Origin of the sequence: Dorea sp. AM58-8 (assembly GCF_003464045.1) — a bacterium.
GTDB classification, from domain to species: Bacteria; Bacillota; Clostridia; order Lachnospirales; family Lachnospiraceae; genus Claveliimonas; species Claveliimonas ammoniilytica.
The window spans coordinates 16,061-35,731 of sequence record NZ_QSDM01000008.1; the positions used below are offsets into that span (position 1 = coordinate 16,061).

The window sequence follows — 19,671 nt, forward strand, 5'->3', positions numbered from 1 at the left end:
GGCTGTGAGACCGTCCGGGAAGCGAGATACAGAAGGTAGCTTCGGAGCTGGATGGCTGAACAGTATCAGTAGGCTGTCCCGGAGTCGTTCCCGTTAAAGAATAAGATGAGCGTGCAGAAGGTTTTCTGCGTCATAAAGGTGGTACCGTGATGATTAAGTCACCCTTTATTTAATACATAAAGGGTGATTTTTATATTTTAAAATACCCTTACATGTGAAACAGTATAATGATCTATTGAAAGAGAAAAGGGAGAAAGAACATGAGTCAGAATCTTGAAACAACTTACAATCCGAAAGCGATTGAAGACAAGCTGTACAGCAAGTGGTGTGAAAAGAAGTATTTTCACGCAGAAGTAGACAGAAGCAAGAAGCCATTTACCATTGTTATGCCGCCGCCGAATATCACAGGTAAGCTGCATATGGGACATGCGTTGGATAACACGATGCAGGATATCTTGATCCGTTATAAGAGAATGCAGGGATATAATGCTTTGTGGGTACCGGGTACAGACCACGCTGCAATCTCAACTGAGGTTAAGGTTACCAATCAGCTGAAAGAAGAAGGTATCGATAAGAAGGAAATGGGACGTGAGAAGTTCCTGGAGAGAACCTGGCAGTGGAAAGAAGAGTACGGCGGAACGATCAAGGAGCAGCTTAAGAAACTTGGCGTATCCTGTGACTGGGACCGCGAGCGTTTTACCATGGACGAAGGATGCTCTAAGGCTGTTGAAGAAGTATTTATCAATCTTTATAAGAAGGGATACATTTATAAGGGATCCAGAATCATCAACTGGTGTCCGGTATGTAAGACTTCTCTGTCAGACGCAGAGGTTGAGCATGAGGAGCAGGATGGACATTTCTGGCATATCAAGTATCCGATCGTAGGAAGTGATGATTACCTTGAGATCGCTACTACCCGTCCGGAGACTATGCTTGGTGATACTGCGATCGCAGTACATCCGGATGATGAGCGCTATAAAGAGCTGGTAGGAAAGAATGTAATTCTGCCACTGGTTAACAAAGAGATTCCGATTGTAGCAGATTACTATGTAGATAAAGAATTTGGAACAGGTGCGGTTAAGATTACACCAGCACACGACCCTAACGATTTTGAGGTTGGTAAGCGTCACAATCTGCCAGAGATCAACATCATGAATGATGATGGTACGATCAATGAAAACGGCGGTAAATACGCAGGTATGGACCGTTACGAAGCGCGTAAGGTTATGGTAAAAGAACTGGAGGAGCAGGGACTTCTGGTTAAAGTGGTTCCACATTCTCATAATGTAGGTACACATGACCGCTGCCATACAACGGTTGAGCCACTGATCAAACAGCAGTGGTTCGTTAAGATGGATGAGCTTGCCAAGCCGGCGATCGAAGCGATCAAGAACGGCGACCTGAAGTTCGTACCAGAGCGTTTTGACAAGATTTATCTGCATTGGCTTGAGAACATTCGTGACTGGTGTATTTCAAGACAGATCTGGTGGGGACACCGTATTCCGGCATATTACTGTGACGAATGTGGCGAGATGGTAGTTGCTAAAGAGAAACCATCTGTATGCCCGAAATGCGGATGTACACACATGACACAGGATGAGGATACACTGGATACCTGGTTCTCATCAGCACTGTGGCCGTTCTCTACGCTGGGATGGCCGGAACAGACAGAAGATCTGGATTATTTCTATCCGACGGATGTACTGGTAACCGGATATGACATCATCTTCTTCTGGGTAATCCGTATGGTATTCTCCGGATATGCACACACTGGCAAGTCACCATTCCACACGGTACTGATCCATGGACTGGTACGTGATTCACAGGGACGTAAGATGAGTAAATCTCTGGGCAATGGTATCGATCCGCTGGATATTATCGATCAGTATGGTACAGATGCACTTCGTATGACATTGATCACAGGTAATGCGCCTGGTAATGACATGCGTTTCTATAATGAAAGAGTAGAGGCAAGCCGTAATTTTGCCAATAAGGTATGGAATGCGTCTCGTTTCATCCTTATGAATATGGATGGAAAGAATGTAACGAAGCCGGAAGCCTCTGAACTGATGCCGGCAGATCAGTGGATTCTGTCTGCATGCAATACACTGGTGAAGGACGTTACAGAGAACCTGGATAAATTCGAACTGGGTATTGCCCTTTCTAAGGTATACGATTTCGTATGGGATGAGTTCTGTGACTGGTACATTGAGATCGCCAAGTATCGTATGTATCATGCAGAGGAAGATCCAAAGGGAGCAAATGCTGCGTTGTGGACATTGCGTGAAGTACTGAAGACCTCCCTGAAGCTGTTGCATCCATACATTCCATTTGTAACAGAAGAGATTTACAGCAAGCTGGTTCCGGAAGAGGAATCACTGATGATGTCTGCATGGCCGGTATACGATGAAGCAGCAAGCTTCCCGGAGGCTGAAGACGTACTGAACCATTACAAAGAGATTGTAAGAGGCGTACGTAATGTACGTGCAGAAATGAATGTACCGAATTCACGCAAGGCTACGATTTATGTAGTATGCGAAAATGCAAAGCTGAGCCAGGGACTTATGAGTCTGAAAGATTCAGTGAAACTGATGGCAGCAGCCAATGACTTTGTGATCCAGACAGACAAGACCGGCATTGCAGATGATGCCGTATCTATTGTAGTTCCGGATGCAACCGTATATCTTCCGATGGAAGAACTGATTGACTTTGCACAGGAGATCGAACGTCTTGCTAAAGAAGAGACAAGACTTCAGAAAGAGATCGCACGTGCAAATGGCATGCTGAACAATGAGAAGTTTGTCAGCAAGGCACCGGAAGCAAAGGTACAGGAAGAGCGTGAGAAACTGGAAAAATATCAGCAGATGCTTGCTCAGGTACAGGAGCGTCTTGCCGGACTGAAAGAAAAAATGTAAGTAAGGTGATTGAATTGAAAAAGCTTCATTTTAAGCTACATCTGAAAAAACCAAAAAAGCCGGATATTAAGGGGACAATCTATAAGATCCGGCACCTGAAAAAAGAAGACATTATTGCCTGGAGAAAAGCGAAGAAAGAGCGCAGGGAGCGGATCTTGGAAGAGCGCAGGAACAGCGCATTTGCGAAAAAGATGAAGCCGGTTTATATGTGGATGAACCGACTGTCACTCCTGTGCCATGCACTGCTTGCATGTGTGATCAATCTGGTTATCGAAGCCATATCCAGACATTCTCTGTTTCAGGCATGGGATTATATGGTAAATTCACCACTGGTGTTCCTGTATAATGCATTCATGATATTTGCGACATTTTCAATCGTCTATCTGTTCCGACGACGGGTATTTGCCAGAATTATTGTAAGTGTATTGTGGCTGATCCTTGGTGTCTGCAACGGCTATATGCTGATCAAGCGTGTAACACCGTTTAATGCGCAGGACTTAAAGGTAGCGATGGACGCAGTTCAGTTGATCAATAACTACTTTGATCCATTTGAGCTGATTATGATCGCGGTTGGTATCGTGGCGGTTGTGGTATGGATCATATCCATGTGGCGCCGCGGCGGACAGTACACAGGTAAGCTTCGCAGATGGCTGGCAGTGATCGGTATCGGAGTCAGCTTCGGAGCATATCTGATCGTCAGCCAGATTGCACTGGATCAGCGTGTGGTATCTAACTATTTCGGAAATATTGCATTTGCTTATCAGGATTATGGTCTTCCATATTGTTTTATGGCCAGTGTGTTTAACACAGGCATTGATGAGCCGACAGGCTACAGTAAAGAGGAAATGGAGAGGATCAGCAATAACGGTGAGATTACAGTCAATGAGACCTCCCGTGCATCAGATGATCTGCCGAATATCATCTTCGTGCAGTTAGAGTCTTATTTTGATGTAGATGAGGCAGAATTTTTTACAACATCTGAGGATGCATGCCCGAATCTGCATGAGATGTATAAGAATTATTCGTCCGGATATTTCAAGGTGCCATCCGTAGGCGCCGGAACCGCGAATACCGAGTTTGAGGTTATGACCGGTATGAATATGCGTTTCTTCGGACCGGGAGAATATCCATTTAAGACTTATCTGAAAGAAAAGACTGCGGAAAGTGCGGCAACAGCACTGGGCGCATTGGGATATGGAACTCATGGATTGCATAATAACGGTGGTAACTTCTATAGCCGTGCCCGTGTATACAACAATGCCGGATATGATACATTTACCAGTAAGGAATTTATGAATATCCTGCAGACCACACCGAATGGATGGGCGAAAGATGAAGTGCTGATTCAGCACATGATGGAAGCAATGGACACTACCGAGCAGCAGGATTTCCTGATGACCATCAGCGTACAGGGACATGGTGATTATCCGGAAGAGCAGGTCATCGAAGACCCGAAGATTAAGGTTGAGGGAATCGAGAACGAGGCACTGAAGAATAAATGGGAATACTATGTGAATCAGGTCTATGAGATGGATAAGTTTGCAGGGGATCTGGTAAAAGCAGTGGAAGACCGTGGCGAACCGACAGTGATCGTATTCTATGGAGACCATCTGCCGACCATGGGACTGCAGGCAGAAGACTTAAAGAGCCGTTACCTGTACAACACCAATTACGTAATCTGGGATAACATTGGTCTGGAGCAGCAGGATAAGAACATTCCTGCATATCAGATCATGTCAGAGGTATTTGAACGTCTGGGTATCCATTCCGGAACGATCTTTAACTACCATCAGGAACGGAAAGGTACAAAGAATTATCTGTCCGACCTGGAACTCCTGCAGTACGATATTCTGTACGGCAAGCAGTATGTCTATAATGGTAATCCGCCAATCACGGAAGGACATATGCAGATGGGCGTGAAGGATGTAACATTGTCTGAGATCGTACCGCATCTGGAGACCGGATACAGTTTGTATGGTGAGAACTTTACCAAGAGCAGTAAGGTCTATGTCAATGGTGAGAAGCAGAAGAGTACATTCCTGAACAATACACGAATTGAACTGCCGGATACTTCTGATCTGCAGTATGGCGACATTATCACGGTGAGTCAGGTGGGATCAAGCAATACGGTATTCCGTACATCCAATGAGTATGTATATCAGAATGGGCAGTTGATTGAAAAGCCGGATACCGGAAGCGGCATCGAAGGCAAATCATGGCTTGAGACAACGAAAGAACAAGGGGATTAACATGACGTATCAGGAAGCAGTCGATTATATAGAGGAGATTCCGAAATTTACAAAAAAACATACACTGGATCATACCCGTGAGTTTTTACGAGGACTTGGTAATCCGGAAAAGGATCAGAAGATTATCCATGTGGCGGGAACCAATGGCAAAGGATCTGTATGTGCCTATCTGCGTGCCATGCTGGAAGCAGATGGGAAGACGACAGGATTTTTTACTTCTCCTCATTTGGTGAAGATCAATGAGCGGATCTGTCTGAACGGACAACCGGTCAGTGACGAAGAATTCCTGAGAGCATTTGAAAAAGTTAAGACAACAGTAGACGAGATGAGCGGAGCTGGCTTCGCTCATCCGTCCTATTTTGAATTCCTGTTTGGAATGGGAATGGTGGTATTTGCTGAAAAACATCCGGATTATACAATCCTTGAGACAGGACTGGGAGGAAGACTGGATGCGACCAATGCGGTGGGGAAGCCACTGATGACGGTCATTACATCGATCAGTCTCGACCATACAAAATATCTTGGCAGTACCATATCAGAGATTGCGGCAGAAAAAGCAGGGATCATCAAACAGAATGTGCCGTTAGTGTTTGACGGAAGCAGTCCGGAAGCATCAGAAGTGATTCGCAGACAGGCGGAGACAAAAGGCGCAGAATGTAGAGAAATCACGAAACATGCGTTCAAAATCCAGGAAATCACAGACAAACGTATTGCTTTTTCAAGGGTAAATGCTTATGATGATAATATCGTCTGGAGGCTTTCTAATTCTGGGATCTATCAGGCAATGAATGCTTCTGTTGCGATTGCAGCGATGGAAGGAATCAGCAGGGAACCGGTAACGAAGGAGAAGTACGGGCGATGGCAGAGAGCACTCGCAGAAGTGCACTGGGAGGGCCGTATGGAAGAGATCTGTCCCGGCATTTATCTGGACGGAGCACATAATCCAGGTGCCATTACGGCATTCTGCGACAGTATACAGGCACTGGGAGAAGAGACACCATCGGTGATCTTATTTTCAGCAGTGGAAGATAAAGAATATGAATCCATGATCCGGGAGCTGTGTGAGCGGGTACCGGCAGAGACCTATGTGGTTACCGAGATCGAGGATGGACGACGAGTGCCGGCAGAGGTGCTGAAACATATATTTGAGAAATACACAGACCGTCCTGTGCTTGCAAAGCAGCAGATCGCAGACGCATGGACAAGGGCAGTCAAAAGTAAAACAGAACAAGGAAAGATGTACTGTCTGGGATCATTGTATCTGGCGGGAATGATTAAGAGGGAAATATTACAGCCTGGCAGTTAGCGAAGATAAGGAGGAGATACAGATGCTTAATTTTGAAGAAGAGTTGAAGAAATTCCAACCATGTCTGGAAGTAGAAGATATTGAGGATGCAGTTTATCAGGAAGATCTTGCTGATATGACTGATCTTCTGAGAGAAGTTATCGAACAAACGAAGTAAAAGGTTATGGGGATTATATGGAGTATACACAGAAAGTAGTCTATCAGTCCAATTACTGGTACAATGACGGACTTAAGAAGGCGAAGATCCGTGATATGACGGGAGCAGTCACATCGCTGAAGAAGAGTCTGCAGTTTAACAGTGAAAATATTGCGGCAAGGAATCTCCTCGGTCTGGTCTATTACGGCAGAGGAGAAGTGGGGGAAGCACTGGTTGAATGGATCTTAAGCAAGAACCTCAGACCAAAGGATAATATTGCCAATTATTATATACAGAAGATACAGAAAAGTCCGGCGGATCTGGATACGATCAACCAGGCGATCCGTAAATACAACCAGAGTCTGGTCTACTGCGAGCAGGGCGGAGAAGATATGGCTATCATCCAGTTAAAGCAGGTAGTAGCAGCATTTCCGGGATTCCTAAGAGCATATCAGCTTCTGGCATTATTGTATCTGCACACTGAGCAGTACAGCAGGGCAAGACATGTGCTGAAGGAAGCACGCAAGTTGGATACGACCAACGAGATCACGCTCCGTTATATGCATGAGCTGACCAATGGTAAGATGCGCAAAGAAGCAGCAGAGGCAGTCAAAAAGGATGAAAAGTCACAGACCGTCACTTATAATGTGGGCAATGATACTATCATTCAGCCCGCATCAGCATTAAAGGATAATAGCGGTCGCATGACATTTATTAATATCTTGATTGGTCTGGCAGTTGGTGTTGCGGTGATGTGGTTTTTAATCATGCCGGCGGTCAACAAATCCACCTCTCAGAAGACCAATAAGCAGGTGACAGCATTCAGCGACAAGATTGCAGAAGAGGAAGCACAGATCAGCGCACTGAAGACAGAACTGGAGAGTTACCGGGCGTCCAGCGAAGAGAGCGAAAATGCACAGCAGACAGCAGCGTCTACAAAGGAAAGCTACGAGATCGTGATGGAGATGTATTCACATTATCTGCAGAGCGATATGAAAGATTCTGCTATGGTAGATTCCCTGAAGAATGTTAATCCAGATGCGTTGGGAACACTTGGAAAGAGCCGTTATGAGGAGATGACGGACAGCATTTATCCGAGATATGCAGATGCATTATATACCGAAGCACTACAGGCATACGAGGTGGCAAACTACAGTACTACGATCAGTGACCTTGAAGTGCTTGTCGGATTTGATGAAGGGTACAGTGATGGCAAGGCCGTATATCTGCTTTATAAGGCATATGACAAGACAGGAGATACGGACAATGCGAATACCTGGAAAGACAAACTGGATAAAGATTATCCGAATGTAGATACATCAGATCTGGGAGAATCTGATTCGGAGTCGGATACATCAGGAAGCAGTAAGAAGAGCAGTTCAGACGACACAGAAGAATAATAGAGTAAAAGAGAATAAGAACAATACGAAAGAGAAGAATGGGTAATGCACCTGTTCTTCTTTTTGTGCAATAAGCCGCTATGCAGAAATCGTGCTTGCACGAATTTCTATATGGCGGCCAATGTTCATCGAGCCGACAGGTGAGATGACATTGATTGCATGTCGAGTAGGTGTTGGCCTACTCGATTATGCGCGACGAGTCGAAGTCCGAGCTGGCTCAGGACCTTGACGACCGCTTACAATCTCAGAATGTGCCTTTTGGCACTTCTGATGATTTGTTGTTTAGCAGGGAGAATTAAGTAAAGGGGTTGAAACTATGAAATTTGAAGTGCAGGAGAATTACCTGACTATTTATCTGCCGAAGGATCTGGATCATCACAGCGCAGAGGAAATCAAAAGAGAAGCGGACCGTCTTATTGAGCGGGGGCATATCCGGTATGTAATCTTTGACTTTGCAGGAACGGAGTTCTGCGACAGTTCCGGAATCGGAGTCATTATGGGAAGGTATAAGAAGGTGTGTATGTTTGGCGGAGAAGTTTGGGCGGCGCATACCAGCGAACGGATCAAAAAGATACTGAAAATGTCAGGAGCGGCTAAGATTATGCAGATATATGAGGAGGAAAAGTAAGATGAAAGAAATCGTAAATGGAATGACAAATGAGATGAAACTGGAATTTGACAGCCGTTCCGCAAATGAGGCATTTGCCAGAGTGACAGTAGCGTCCTTTATGACGCAGCTGAACCCTACGCTGGAAGAGGTCTCTGATGTGAAGACAGCAGTGTCTGAGGCTGTGACCAACGCAATCATTCATGGGTATGAAAATCATGTGAATAAGGTGCAGATCTATGCGGGGATTGAAGGCAGGACACTGCATCTGGAAATCTCCGATCGGGGCGTGGGAATCCCAGATGTGAAAAAAGCAATGGAACCGCTCTATACCACCAGACCAGAGTTAGAACGGTCCGGCATGGGCTTTTCATTTATGGAAGCCTTTATGGATGAAGTGCAGGTAGAGTCGGAACCGGGTAAGGGCACTATCGTCCGCATGAAGAAAATTATAGGGAGAGGCAGGGAATTATGGACCACACAATCGCTCTGATTCAGAAGACTCACCAGGGGGATGAACAGGCGAAGGCACAGCTTGTAGAGGAAAATGTGGGACTTGTGTGGTGCGTGGTAAGAAGGTTCTTTAACCGTGGCGCGGAAGCAGACGACCTGTTTCAGATTGGAAGCATCGGACTGTTGAAGGCAATTGAGAAATTCGATATTACATACAATGTGAAATTCAGTACCTATGCAGTACCTTTGATCAGTGGCGAGATCAAACGTTTTCTCAGGGATGACGGAATGATCAAAGTCAGCAGGTCACTGAAAGAACTGGCATACAGAGCGTATACCTGTCAGGATAAGCTGCGCAAGAAATGGGGGCGCGACCCGACACTTCTTGAACTTGCGAGAACGCTGGAAGTGGAACCGGAGGAACTGACCGCAGCATTCGAGGCAAGCTCTGATGTGGAGTCTCTGCACAAACCCATTTACCAGAAAGACGGACATGAGATCGAACTTATGGACAAGCTGGAAGAAAAAGAATGCAGGGAAGAAGAACTGCTGAATCATATTGTGCTGGGAGAATTACTTAAGCGGCTGGCGGGAGAAGAACGGCAGCTCATCTATCTCAGGTATTTTGCCAATAAGACACAGGCAGAGATCGGGGAAGTTATGGGAATCTCGCAGGTGCAGGTGTCACGGATGGAGAAGAGAATATTGAAAAATTTGCGGGAGATGCTGTAAGCGTGTAGCATGATTAGAATGAAAAGCTGTAAGATTTTTAGAATGGAATTGTCTCTATGTATAAAATTCCTTTAACAGCTCATACTAACCACATGTACTAAGAGAAAATATAGTTAAGTGAATGCGGTAAAAGGAGAATGTGGTATGGAAGAAGCCAGAAAGAAGTTACGGATCTGTATGGTGCTGGTGGTGGCAGCAGCGATCATCGTGGGCTTGATCTACTATTTTCATGATGTGAGAGGGAAAGACTATGCTACAGAGGGAACACTGGTGCAGAGATATGAGGTGCAGACGGTATGTCGGCGGTAAAAGAAACGGTATATATCAAAGGTGACGAATCGGTAGAAGTAACCAGTCAAACGGTGAATCTTGGAGATCTGGTAGAACTGGAATGTTCGGATCCGAAGATTTTGCCCCGACTTAGGACAATCCATGTGTTGAAATTTGTTGATTCATCGAAGAAATATTCTTATCACAGACGGAGCAGAACGGTTGTATCCGTGCTGAAACTGATTCAGTGCATTCACGATGTATATCCGGCTGTGGATGTACAGAATCTTGGTGCACAGGATATCATCGTCACTTTGGAAAACCAGAAGACAGCAGGAGGTTTCTTACACTGGCTGAAGATTATCACCGTGGTGCTCATATCATTTTCCGGATCCGCATTTTCTATTATGGCTTTTAATAATGACGTGGATGTATCCAGATTATTTAATCAGATCTATGAATGGATGACAGGGCAGCAGTCAAGTGGTTATACGATGCTGGAGATCTGTTACAGTATTGGAATTGCTTTGGGAATATTGATCTTCTTTAATCATTTTGGAAAGAAGCGTTTTTCGGTAGATCCGACTCCGATGGAGGTGGAAATGCGTTTGTATGAAAATGATATACAGACAACACTGATTGAGAATTATTCCAGAAAGGGGAAAGAAGTAAATGTGGATACCACAGATATTGTCAGCAATCATCGGACTTAGCGCAGGGATGCTGGTGGCAGCAGGGCTTTTCTCCTTTATTACAGGACTCGGTGTAATCTCAGATTTTGCAGACCGGACACATACAGGGGAGCATGTGATGCTTTATGAAGATGCCATTGTAGTTGGCGGAATCCTGGGGAATCTGCTGTTCGTGTTTAAGATTCATATTCCGGGAGGCGGATGGATATTACCGATATTCGGACTGCTTGCCGGAATCTTTACCGGATGCTGGGCAATGGCATTGGCAGAGATGCTGGAAGTATTTCCAATCTTTGTGCGCAGGGTGAAGCTGGTGCAATGCATTCCGTGGGTGATTCTGGGAACTGCACTCGGTAAAACAGCAGGCGCATTATTATTCTTTTCCCGGCACTGGGGAAAATGACGGAGGTCAAGACAAGTATGGATCAGAATGCAAAGAAACAAAGAGAACAGAAAGAATATCAGGAGTATGTAAAAGCGGTAACACCTGTGCACAATTTGTGGATGAATATGACGAAGGCATTTGTGACCGGAGGTGTAATCTGCATGATCGGGCAGGGAATCCTGAACTATTGTAAAGCAGCTGGGCTGGATAAAGAAATCAGTGCCGGCTGGTGCGCAGTGGTATTGGTATTTTTATCGGCACTTCTGACCGGATTAAATATCTATCCAAGGATTGCCAAATGGGGAGGCGCAGGAGCATTGGTACCGATTACCGGCTTTGCCAATTCAGTAGCGGCTCCGGCAATTGAATATAAAAAAGAAGGACAGGTCATGGGCATCGGTTGCAAGATATTTACCATAGCAGGACCGGTAATCCTGTATGGAACGGTAATCAGTTGGGCACTGGGACTCGTGTGGTGGCTAGGAAGTTTCTTGTGATAAAAGCTATTGACAAAATGATGAATCCTCCGTATAATTACCAAGGGTAATTAACTAAGGTAATTATATGGAGGATTTTTATTATGGACAATAGAATGATTAAAAGGATGCTTGATGCATGTTATCAGGCGAAGCGCATCCGTGAGATGCTCCCACCATTGCCAGGCGGCGTGATGCCATCATACATTCACTATCTGGACGTCATTGATATGATGGAAAAAGAAGGTATTTCTGTAAAAATTTCGGATATCAGTGACAGGTTGCATATTCCGAGACCGGGCGTTACAAGAACGGTAAAGGAAATGGAAAAGAAGGGATACCTTCAAAAAATTGCGTCACGTGATGACGGACGAGTTACGTACATAACTGCTACGGAGTCAGGCAAAGAACTGCATCAGAAATTCGATGCACAATATTTTACAATGTTAGCTCCTTATATGGATGTGATATCTGAAGAAGAAGCCGAGAATATGATTCTGACGATTGAGAAATTTTATCAGATTATGCGCGAAAGGAGAGACTAACATGGTAAATGATAAGACGGATTTTACACAGGGAAGTATTTTAAAGAAACTGGTTGCGTTCATGATGCCGGTGCTTGGAGCATTAATTTTACAGGCGGCTTACGGTGCAGTGGATCTGCTGGTGGTAGGAAGATACGGCTCAACATCGGGGCTTTCCGGTGTATCGACAGGAAGTCAGGTATTGAACCTGGTTACATTTGTGGTAACACAGCTCGCGATGGGAATTACCGTATTGATCGGGCGGTATCTGGGAGAGAAACGTCCGGAACAGATCGGATCAGTCATCGGCGGGTCGGCAGTTGTATTTGCCGGAATATCGATCGTATTGTTTATCTTGATGGTTGGTTTCGCACATCCGATTTCAGTACTGATGCAGGCGCCGGAAGAGGCAGTGGCACTGACAGCGAATTACGTACGCATTTGCGGAGGCGGAATCTTTTTTATCGTGGCGTATAATGTATTATCGGCCATATTCCGAGGATTGGGAGACAGCAAATCACCGCTGTTATTTGTATTGGTGGCATGTATTATTAATATCATTGGAGATTTGGCATTAGTTGCCGGACTGCATATGGATGCTGTCGGAGCTGCAATCGCGACTGTAGCGGCGCAGGGATGCAGCGTGGTATTTGCGATTGTTATTCTTTTGAAAAAGGATCTTCCGTTTTCGATCACAAAAAAAGATTTCAGGTGGAATGTACAGTGTAATCGGTTTCTTAAGATTGGATTACCGTTGGCACTCCAGGAGTTACTTACTCAGATTTCATTTCTGGCATTATGTGCATTTGTCAACCGTCTTGGTCTGGAAGCATCTTCAGGTTATGGAGTTGCGTGCAAAATCGTAAATTTTGCAATGCTGGTACCGAGTGCGTTGATGCAGTCTATGGCGTCGTTTGTATCCCAGAATGTAGGAGCAGGAAAGACCAAAAGAGCGAAGCATACGTTGTATACTGGCGTTGGTGTAGGACTAGCTGTGGGATGCGTGGTATTTATGCTGGTAATGTTTAAGGGAGATTTACTTGCAGGATTCTTCACGACAGATGCAGCGGTTGTCCAGAGCGCGTTTGAATATCTGAAAGGATTTGCTGCAGAGACACTTATGACCGCCATTTTGTTCAGCCTGATTGGTTACTTTAATGGGAATAATAAGACCGTATGGGTTATGACGCAGGGTCTGTTTCAGACACTTCTGGTACGTCTGCCGTTCGCATATGTAATGAGTATTCAGCCGAATGCAAGCCTGACAAAGATCGGTCTGGCAGCGCCGGTGTCTACAACTGTCGGCGTGATCATGAGTGTCATCTACTATATTTATATTAACAGAAAGAGTGAAAGTGAGTCATAGAATGAGAAAAGATATTGCATATTATCACCTTCCGGGACTGTTTGAATTTTATGAATTGTACCAAGTGTTTCTGCCGTTATTTCGTGAACATAGAGAATATTTTTATGACTGGTGTGAGATAGCTTCTATTTATGGTGCTCCGGCGGACTGCCTGTGGGGCGGAGGTCGTGCAGGATTTGGAGAATGTGCTCCACAGGCAGTACTGGAACTGATGCGAGAATATGAAGTCTCTGCCAGACTGACGTTCAGCAATTCGTTACTGAAGAAAGAGCATCTTTCAGATAAGAAATGCAATATGCTCTGTGCAATGTTTGAGAATAGTGGGGAAGTGAAGAATGGTGTGATTGTTCACTCAGATTTGCTGGCAGAGTATTTGCAAGCAAATTATCCGAATCTTTATCTGGTGTCTTCGACAACGAAGGTGCTGACAGAGTTCGGACAATTGCAGGATGAGATTAATCGGGATGAGTTTCGGTATGTTGTACCGGATTTTCGACTGAATAAAGCATTTGACAGATTAGATATGCTGTCCGTGGAGCAAAAAGATAAAATTGAATTTCTTTGTAATGAATGTTGTTGGTTTGGATGTAAGGACAGAAAATATTGTTATGAAACAGTCAGCCGTAGGAATCTGGGAGAAGAACAAGGAGATTTTCATTGTACTGCACCGGATTCTGAGCATGGATATCTGTTCTCGAAAGCCATGACAAATTCGGGATTTATCGGTATCCGGGATATTCAACATATATATCTGCCAATGGGATTCTCTAATTTTAAGATTGAGGGTCGGAGTCTGGGAAGTGCACTGATTCTGGAATTTTTATTGTATTATATGACCAGGCCGGAATATCAGCTTCAGGTCAGAGAGAAGATATATCTGGATAATATGCTGGATTTGTTTTAGAAAAAATTGGAAAACAAAGAACTTGTTGAAAGAAAGCAAAGTAAAGATAATGAAAAGTATATGTGTATCAATGTATTTGACAAGATCTGTAATAACGCAGAAGAATATTTAAGGGAATATAAGGAGAACACAAATGAAAATTTTTGAATATGGAGAAAAAGAAATTTCATATCTTCGAAGTAAAGATAAAAGGCTTGCGGAAGTTATTGACCAGGTTGGATTGATACAACGAGAAGTAGATGCTGACTTGTTTTCTTCAGTTGTACATCATATTATTGGACAGCAGATTTCTACAAAGGCACAGGCAACAATCTGGAAGCGGATGCAGGAAACGCTGGGTGAGATTAATGCGGAAACGATACTTTCTGCGGACATTTCCAGGCTGCAGTCTTTTGGGATGACGTTCCGTAAAGCAGAGTATATCTCGGATTTCGCAAGAAAAGTTCACGATGGCACAGTTGATCTGGATGCAGTGTGGCAGATGTCCGATGAGGATGCCATCCGGGAATTGAGCAGTCTGAAAGGTATCGGAGTCTGGACGGCGGAGATGATCTTACTGTTTTGTATGCAGCGTCCAGATATTTTCAGCTATGATGATCTTGCAATTCAGCGTGGACTGCGTATGGTCTATCATCACAGGAAAATTGACCGGAAACTATTTGAAAGATACCGTCGCCGTTTCAGTCCATATTGCAGCGTGGCAAGCCTTTACCTTTGGGCAGTGTCGGGCGGTGCAATTCCGGGAATGAAAGATTATAAACCAAAGATGAAGAAAAAGGAAATAGAGAAATAACCGGTTTTCTGATTGACAAGACTGCATCTATTTGATAATCTTTATTAAGTAATTTCATATTCCATGAGGGAGTAGTTAGCGCGAAAGTGTGGTTTGTCAACATTCTGATTATATGACACGATATAATCTGGCAAATCTTAAATAATGAGACTCATGTATATTGATGAACAGTTTATGTATGATACATCGACTGATAATTGATATACATGAGTCTGTTTTTTTGCACAGCGGGCTTTTGCTCCTAACATCATTTTATATGGGATACGCGTTTTACATCATAACAAGATAAAGGAGAAATCAGGAAATGTTGTTATTTTTAAAGGTATTTTTTACGGAATTTATTGCAGAGATGGGAGATAAAACCCAGCTCATGCTTATTGCTCTTACGTCCAAATATAAGTTAAGAGACATTATAGCAGGAACTGCTGTGGCAATCCTTGTGTTGAATGGACTGGCTGTTCTTGCGGGCGGACTTGTCAGCAAATTTATTCCTGATTGGCTCATTAAGATGATCGCGGCATTCGCATTTCTTTATTTTGCAGCATCAACGATTGCCGGTGACGATGAAGATGAAGAGGAAGAGGAAGAGGGCGGCAAAACAAAGATTAGGTTTGCTCCGCTTGCAGTGTTCTGTACATTTTTTGTAGCAGAACTTGGAGATAAGACACAGCTTACGGCGATTACATTTGGTGCTAATGAAGGGATGAGTGCTGCAGTTATTGTGTGGATCGCCTGTTCTCTGGGACTGTTTGCGGCAGATATTCTTGGCATGTTATTCGGTTATCTGCTAAAGAGTAAGACCCCGGATGGATTGCTGAATACACTTGCAGTTGTGATATTCTCCGTATTCGGCGTGTTCACTCTTTATCAGGGACTTAAGCTTATAAGTGCAGAGGTCTGTCCGTTGCCGGTGTGGCCGGCACTGATAGCCGTAACGGTTGTATTTGTTATCGTGTGTGTCTGTCTCTTCATGAAAAGAGAGAAGAAGAACTCCTGGTATCGGAGATTGAAATGAATCATCTGAATCACAGGAATTGACAGAGTAATAGCAGAATGATACTATTAATGAAAGAAATATTTTTGAGCAAAGCAGACGAAAGCCTGTGACGCAAAGCTAGAGGGCCTGTAAAATGGCAGCCAGTTGCATGAAACGATGTACACTGTCTATTTGAGATAGTGTTTTTTATTTTAAAAATATAAGAAAGAATCATATGGATAAAAGAAAGAAAATAAAAGAAAAAAGAGTGATTGCAGGCATTTTGCTTGTGGGAATTTTAGTAGTCACCCTGTCAGGGTGTAAAAACACAGACAGCGGTAAAAAAGAAACAGAAAAGCCTGTCATTACCATCGGCAGCGATAACTATCCACCATACAATTACCTGAATGAAAATGGTGTACCGACGGGAATAGATGTAGAACTTGCTACAGAAGCTTTCAAAAGAATGGGTTATCAGGTGGATGTTGTCCAGATTGACTGGGAAGAGAAAAAAGAACTGGTAGAGAGTGGGGAGATTGACTGTATCATGGGTTGCTTTTCCATGGAGGGGCGCCTTGATGATTACCGCTGGGCAGGACCATACATTGCAAGTCGTCAGGTGGTTGCTGTAAATGCGAGCAGTGATATCTATAAACTGAGTGATCTGGAGGGAAAGAATCTGGCTGTCCAGTCTACAACCAAACCAGAAAGCATCTTTTTGAACCGGACGGATGAAAGAATTCCAAAACTGGAAAATCTGATCAGTCTTGGACACAGGGAACTGATCTATACGTTTCTGGGAAAAGGATATGTGGATGCAGTAGCCGCACATGAGGAATCTATCGTCCAGTATATGAAAGATTATGATGCAAGCTTCCGTATCCTGGAAGAACCTCTGATGATCACCGGAATAGGTGTTGCTTTTGCGAAAAATGATGACAGAGGAATATGTGAGCAGATGGAACAGACGCTGGAGGAAATGCGTCAGGATGGCACGACTCTGAAAATTGTTGGAAAATATCTGGATGATCCGGAAAAGTATCTGGAGGTGGATGATCTTGGATATTAAAAGAAAAGCAAAAGGAAAACGGATTATAATAGTTGGCATTTTGCTTGGAATCTGTGTGGCAGCAGTTTCTCTGTTTTATTTCTTCCATGCAGAGAAATCAGAAGCAGAGAAAAGAATGGTGGAGATTGTGAATTATGTGAAAGTGCAGTGCTCAACCTACACCCATTACAATGAATCTTCGGAATCTAAAAGTCTCCTCCGTGCAATCGAAAGTGCCAGACAGATGAGTACGAATATCGACATGGAAACAGAAAACGGCGGTCAGCTAAGTCAGGAGTTCCTGAAAGAAAATCTTCAGACTCTCTGGGTGGATGGTATCCTTGTACTGGATGCAGAGGGGAAAACAGTCTGTGAATACAGCGTGGATGAGTCTATGACCAATGAGATTGCGGAGTATCTGCAGAAAGACATTATCATGGATTTTGCCGGATATGAAGAAAGATCTTATTCAGAACGATTTGACAGGAAAGACGGATCACATATCGACATTGCAGCCTGTGCCAGAAAAGATGCGCCAGGTATCGTTGCAACCTACTATTACACATCACCCGAATTTGCCAGAAACTATACGCTGACGATACAAAATCTCCTAAGTGGTTATAGTACCCAGAAAGATGGAACGATTATTGTTGCAGACAAAGGAACAGTCGTTGCCAGCAACAATGAGAGCCTGCTGGGGCAGGATACTGCTGATAACGAGGTTGTCCAGGCAATGAAAAATCACACAGACAGTCAGCATATTTTCCATTTGAAGAATGAAGGAACCGGATGTTATGGAATTATGTTGAAGCAGCGGGATTACTATATCTATGCGTATCTTCCGGATACGGAAGTATTCCGCAACCTTCCATTAAGTGTAACAGGTGTCATTTTTCTGTATTTCCTGATATTTAGTGTATTCGTGTTCCGGGAATACAGAACGAATCAGGTACATCAGAAACAGGAGCTGGAAAAAGAAGAACAATACAAAGCAGATCTTTTGATGGCAGCAAAAAAGGCAGAGGCAGCCAATCGGGCGAAGACGGAATTTCTACAGAGGATGAGTCATGATATCCGGACACCGATTAATGGAATCTGCGGCATGATTGATGTGGCTGACCATCATGCAGATGATCTGGAGAAACAGACGGAATGCAGGGGAAAGATCAAAGAGGCATCGCATCTGTTGCTGGAACTGGTGAACGAAGTTCTGGATATGAGCAAACTGGAAGCGGATGAGATGGTTCTGGAAGAAACTCCATTTAATCTGAGTAGCATTGTCGAAGAAGTTTTTGCTGTGATCGAACAGATAGCCGCAGAACAGAATATCCGAATCATGTGGGAGAAAAAAGAAGTCATACATCCGAATCTTATCGGAAGTCCGGCGTATGTAAAACGGGTTATGATGAATATCCTGTCGAATGCGGTAAAATATAATAAGAAAAATGGTTGTATCTATATCAGCTGCAGAGAAATTCCATCCGAACAGCCAGACATGACGACAGTGGAATTTGTCTGTAGGGATACTGGAATTGGGATGACAGATGCATTCCAGGAACACATTTTTGAACCTTTTGCACAGGAACATACCGGAAGCCGTACAAAATATGCGGGAACTGGACTGGGAATGCCGATTAGCAAAAAACTGGTTGAAAAAATGGGTGGAAGCATTACCTTTAAAAGTAAAGAAGGTGCAGGGACTACATTTTTGATCAGAGTTCCGTTTAAAATAGATCTGGGTGCAGATAAACGTGAGAAACAGAAGGATATATCGGAAAAATCCTTAAAAGGACTGCATATTCTTCTGGCAGAAGACAATGAGTTGAATATGGAAATTGCAGAGTTTATGATCCGGAATGAAGGTGCTGTTGTGACCAAAGCATGGAATGGACAGGAGGCTGTTGAACTGTTCAGAAAAAGCAGACCAGGTGAAATAGACGTTATCATTATGGATATTATGATGCCGGTCATGAGTGGCTATGAAGCAGCAAAAATAATCCGCTCCATGAGAAGAGAGGATGCAAAGGTAATTCCGATTATTGCAATGACAGCAAATGCGTTCACAGAGGACAGACTGAGAGCAAAAGAAGCAGGAATGGATGAACATATCGCCAAGCCGATTGATGCGAATAAATTAGTAAAGGCGATTCATGAATTGTTGGATTAGTGGAAAGGATTTCAGAAGGGAGATTCATATTGAAAAAGAAAAAATATGATTATAACTGAAAGAGGAAAGAATAATGTCATTAGAAAAAGCGGAACAATATCTGGAACATAAAGGAATGCTTGACCGCGTGATCAGGTTAAAAGAGTCTACTGCAACTGTGGCAGAGGCAGCAGGAGATGACCATAGTGCGGTTAGATTATCTGTGGATGAATTAGAACAGATTGCCGGAGCAAAAGGATGGGTAGATGTGTGCAAGGAGGCGTAAAGTAAAA

The 19,671-nt window shown here is 43.9% G+C and carries 20 protein-coding genes, 1 riboswitch and 1 other annotated feature (1 of these 22 running past the window's edge); all 20 genes read left to right on the top strand.

Going from position 1 to position 19,671, the window contains the following annotated elements:
- Positions 1-169: a binding site (T-box leader), on the top strand; it begins 60 nt to the left of the window's first position.
- 91 nt (positions 170-260) lie between these two features.
- The 20 genes from DXA18_RS07505 to DXA18_RS07595 all read left to right on the top strand — a co-directional run bounded on the left by DXA18_RS07505 (position 261) and on the right by DXA18_RS07595 (position 19,664).
- Positions 261-2,915 carry a valine--tRNA ligase gene (locus tag DXA18_RS07505; RefSeq protein WP_118383377.1) on the top strand — a complete coding sequence of 885 codons (2,655 nt, stop codon included), beginning with the start codon at positions 261-263 and terminating at the stop codon, positions 2,913-2,915.
- A gap of 14 nt (positions 2,916-2,929) precedes the next feature.
- A complete protein-coding gene (locus tag DXA18_RS07510; protein WP_330424463.1) occupies positions 2,930-5,164 on the top strand; it encodes an LTA synthase family protein in 2,235 nt (744 codons plus the stop codon).
- Position 5,165: 1 nt separating this feature from the next.
- Entirely contained in the window at positions 5,166-6,470 is a 1,305-nt protein-coding gene (locus DXA18_RS07515) for a bifunctional folylpolyglutamate synthase/dihydrofolate synthase (RefSeq protein WP_118383378.1), read from the top strand.
- Between the two features lie 22 nt (positions 6,471-6,492).
- Positions 6,493-6,627 (top strand): hypothetical protein, encoded by a 135-nt coding sequence (locus DXA18_RS16340; protein WP_262581054.1) that lies wholly within the window; start codon positions 6,493-6,495, stop codon positions 6,625-6,627.
- 17 nt (positions 6,628-6,644) lie between these two features.
- Complete coding sequence (locus DXA18_RS07520; RefSeq protein WP_118452957.1) at positions 6,645-8,006, top strand: hypothetical protein; 1,362 nt, start codon at positions 6,645-6,647, stop codon at positions 8,004-8,006.
- Between the two features lie 316 nt (positions 8,007-8,322).
- Entirely contained in the window at positions 8,323-8,634 is a 312-nt protein-coding gene (locus tag DXA18_RS07525) for an STAS domain-containing protein (RefSeq protein WP_118383379.1), read from the top strand.
- Position 8,635: 1 nt separating this feature from the next.
- Complete coding sequence (gene spoIIAB, locus DXA18_RS07530; protein ID WP_118383380.1) at positions 8,636-9,106, top strand: anti-sigma F factor; 471 nt, start codon at positions 8,636-8,638, stop codon at positions 9,104-9,106.
- Positions 9,085-9,798 (top strand): SigF/SigG family RNA polymerase sporulation sigma factor, encoded by a 714-nt coding sequence (locus tag DXA18_RS07535; RefSeq protein WP_118383381.1) that lies wholly within the window; start codon positions 9,085-9,087, stop codon positions 9,796-9,798. The genes spoIIAB and DXA18_RS07535 overlap by 22 nt, the downstream gene beginning before the upstream one ends.
- Before the next feature lie 144 nt (positions 9,799-9,942).
- Positions 9,943-10,107, top strand: coding sequence for a hypothetical protein (locus tag DXA18_RS15795; RefSeq protein WP_199665558.1), 165 nt, complete (start codon positions 9,943-9,945; stop codon positions 10,105-10,107).
- Positions 10,095-10,781, top strand: a complete 687-nt coding sequence (locus tag DXA18_RS07540) for a stage V sporulation protein AA (RefSeq protein WP_118383382.1) — start codon at positions 10,095-10,097, stop codon at positions 10,779-10,781. Before DXA18_RS15795 ends, DXA18_RS07540 begins: the two co-directional genes overlap by 13 nt.
- Positions 10,741-11,163, top strand: coding sequence for a stage V sporulation protein AB (locus DXA18_RS07545; protein WP_118383383.1), 423 nt, complete (start codon positions 10,741-10,743; stop codon positions 11,161-11,163). Before DXA18_RS07540 ends, DXA18_RS07545 begins: the two co-directional genes overlap by 41 nt.
- Positions 11,164-11,180: 17 nt before the next feature.
- On the top strand, positions 11,181-11,642 hold the full coding sequence (locus DXA18_RS07550) for a SpoVA/SpoVAEb family sporulation membrane protein (protein ID WP_118383384.1): 462 nt from the start codon (positions 11,181-11,183) through the stop codon (positions 11,640-11,642).
- 83 nt (positions 11,643-11,725) lie between these two features.
- Positions 11,726-12,166: a MarR family transcriptional regulator gene (locus DXA18_RS07555; RefSeq protein ID WP_118383385.1), complete on the top strand. Its 441-nt coding sequence runs from the start codon at positions 11,726-11,728 to the stop codon at positions 12,164-12,166.
- A gap of 1 nt (position 12,167) precedes the next feature.
- Positions 12,168-13,511, top strand: coding sequence for an MATE family efflux transporter (locus DXA18_RS07560; protein ID WP_118383386.1), 1,344 nt, complete (start codon positions 12,168-12,170; stop codon positions 13,509-13,511).
- A 1-nt stretch (position 13,512) separates the two neighbouring features.
- Positions 13,513-14,415, top strand: coding sequence for a hypothetical protein (locus tag DXA18_RS07565; RefSeq protein ID WP_199665559.1), 903 nt, complete (start codon positions 13,513-13,515; stop codon positions 14,413-14,415).
- A gap of 133 nt (positions 14,416-14,548) precedes the next feature.
- Entirely contained in the window at positions 14,549-15,208 is a 660-nt protein-coding gene (locus DXA18_RS07575) for a DNA-3-methyladenine glycosylase family protein (RefSeq protein WP_118383388.1), read from the top strand.
- 304 nt (positions 15,209-15,512) lie between these two features.
- The gene (locus tag DXA18_RS07580) at positions 15,513-16,223 is read left to right on the top strand and encodes a TMEM165/GDT1 family protein (RefSeq protein ID WP_118383389.1); all 711 of its coding nucleotides are present in this window, start codon (positions 15,513-15,515) and stop codon (positions 16,221-16,223) included.
- Positions 16,224-16,281: 58 nt separating this feature from the next.
- A riboswitch (cyclic di-GMP riboswitch) is annotated at positions 16,282-16,357 on the top strand.
- Between the two features lie 80 nt (positions 16,358-16,437).
- Complete coding sequence (locus DXA18_RS07585; protein ID WP_118383460.1) at positions 16,438-17,253, top strand: substrate-binding periplasmic protein; 816 nt, start codon at positions 16,438-16,440, stop codon at positions 17,251-17,253.
- A complete protein-coding gene (locus DXA18_RS07590; RefSeq protein ID WP_118383390.1) occupies positions 17,237-19,399 on the top strand; it encodes an ATP-binding response regulator in 2,163 nt (720 codons plus the stop codon). The genes DXA18_RS07585 and DXA18_RS07590 overlap by 17 nt, the downstream gene beginning before the upstream one ends.
- Before the next feature lie 73 nt (positions 19,400-19,472).
- Positions 19,473-19,664 (top strand): hypothetical protein, encoded by a 192-nt coding sequence (locus DXA18_RS07595; RefSeq protein WP_118383391.1) that lies wholly within the window; start codon positions 19,473-19,475, stop codon positions 19,662-19,664.
- Positions 19,665-19,671: the final 7 nt, after the last annotated feature.

Bases quoted from the DNA above. Each gene is read 5' to 3' on its own strand.
- DXA18_RS07505 (WP_118383377.1), top strand. From the start codon at position 261: ATGAGTCAGAATCTTGAAACAACTTACAATCCGAAAGCGATTGAAGAC.
- DXA18_RS07515 (WP_118383378.1), top strand. From the start codon at position 5,166: ATGACGTATCAGGAAGCAGTCGATTATATAGAGGAGATTCCGAAATTT.
- DXA18_RS16340 (WP_262581054.1), top strand. From the start codon at position 6,493: ATGCTTAATTTTGAAGAAGAGTTGAAGAAATTCCAACCATGTCTGGAA.
- DXA18_RS07520 (WP_118452957.1), top strand. From the start codon at position 6,645: ATGGAGTATACACAGAAAGTAGTCTATCAGTCCAATTACTGGTACAAT.
- DXA18_RS07525 (WP_118383379.1), top strand. From the start codon at position 8,323: ATGAAATTTGAAGTGCAGGAGAATTACCTGACTATTTATCTGCCGAAG.
- spoIIAB (WP_118383380.1), top strand. From the start codon at position 8,636: ATGAAAGAAATCGTAAATGGAATGACAAATGAGATGAAACTGGAATTT.
- DXA18_RS07535 (WP_118383381.1), top strand. From the start codon at position 9,085: ATGGACCACACAATCGCTCTGATTCAGAAGACTCACCAGGGGGATGAA.
- DXA18_RS15795 (WP_199665558.1), top strand. From the start codon at position 9,943: ATGGAAGAAGCCAGAAAGAAGTTACGGATCTGTATGGTGCTGGTGGTG.
- DXA18_RS07540 (WP_118383382.1), top strand. From the start codon at position 10,095: ATGTCGGCGGTAAAAGAAACGGTATATATCAAAGGTGACGAATCGGTA.
- DXA18_RS07545 (WP_118383383.1), top strand. From the start codon at position 10,741: ATGTGGATACCACAGATATTGTCAGCAATCATCGGACTTAGCGCAGGG.
- DXA18_RS07550 (WP_118383384.1), top strand. From the start codon at position 11,181: ATGGATCAGAATGCAAAGAAACAAAGAGAACAGAAAGAATATCAGGAG.
- DXA18_RS07555 (WP_118383385.1), top strand. From the start codon at position 11,726: ATGGACAATAGAATGATTAAAAGGATGCTTGATGCATGTTATCAGGCG.
- DXA18_RS07560 (WP_118383386.1), top strand. From the start codon at position 12,168: ATGGTAAATGATAAGACGGATTTTACACAGGGAAGTATTTTAAAGAAA.
- DXA18_RS07565 (WP_199665559.1), top strand. From the start codon at position 13,513: ATGAGAAAAGATATTGCATATTATCACCTTCCGGGACTGTTTGAATTT.
- DXA18_RS07575 (WP_118383388.1), top strand. From the start codon at position 14,549: ATGAAAATTTTTGAATATGGAGAAAAAGAAATTTCATATCTTCGAAGT.
- DXA18_RS07580 (WP_118383389.1), top strand. From the start codon at position 15,513: ATGTTGTTATTTTTAAAGGTATTTTTTACGGAATTTATTGCAGAGATG.
- DXA18_RS07590 (WP_118383390.1), top strand. From the start codon at position 17,237: ATGATCTTGGATATTAAAAGAAAAGCAAAAGGAAAACGGATTATAATA.
- DXA18_RS07595 (WP_118383391.1), top strand. From the start codon at position 19,473: ATGTCATTAGAAAAAGCGGAACAATATCTGGAACATAAAGGAATGCTT.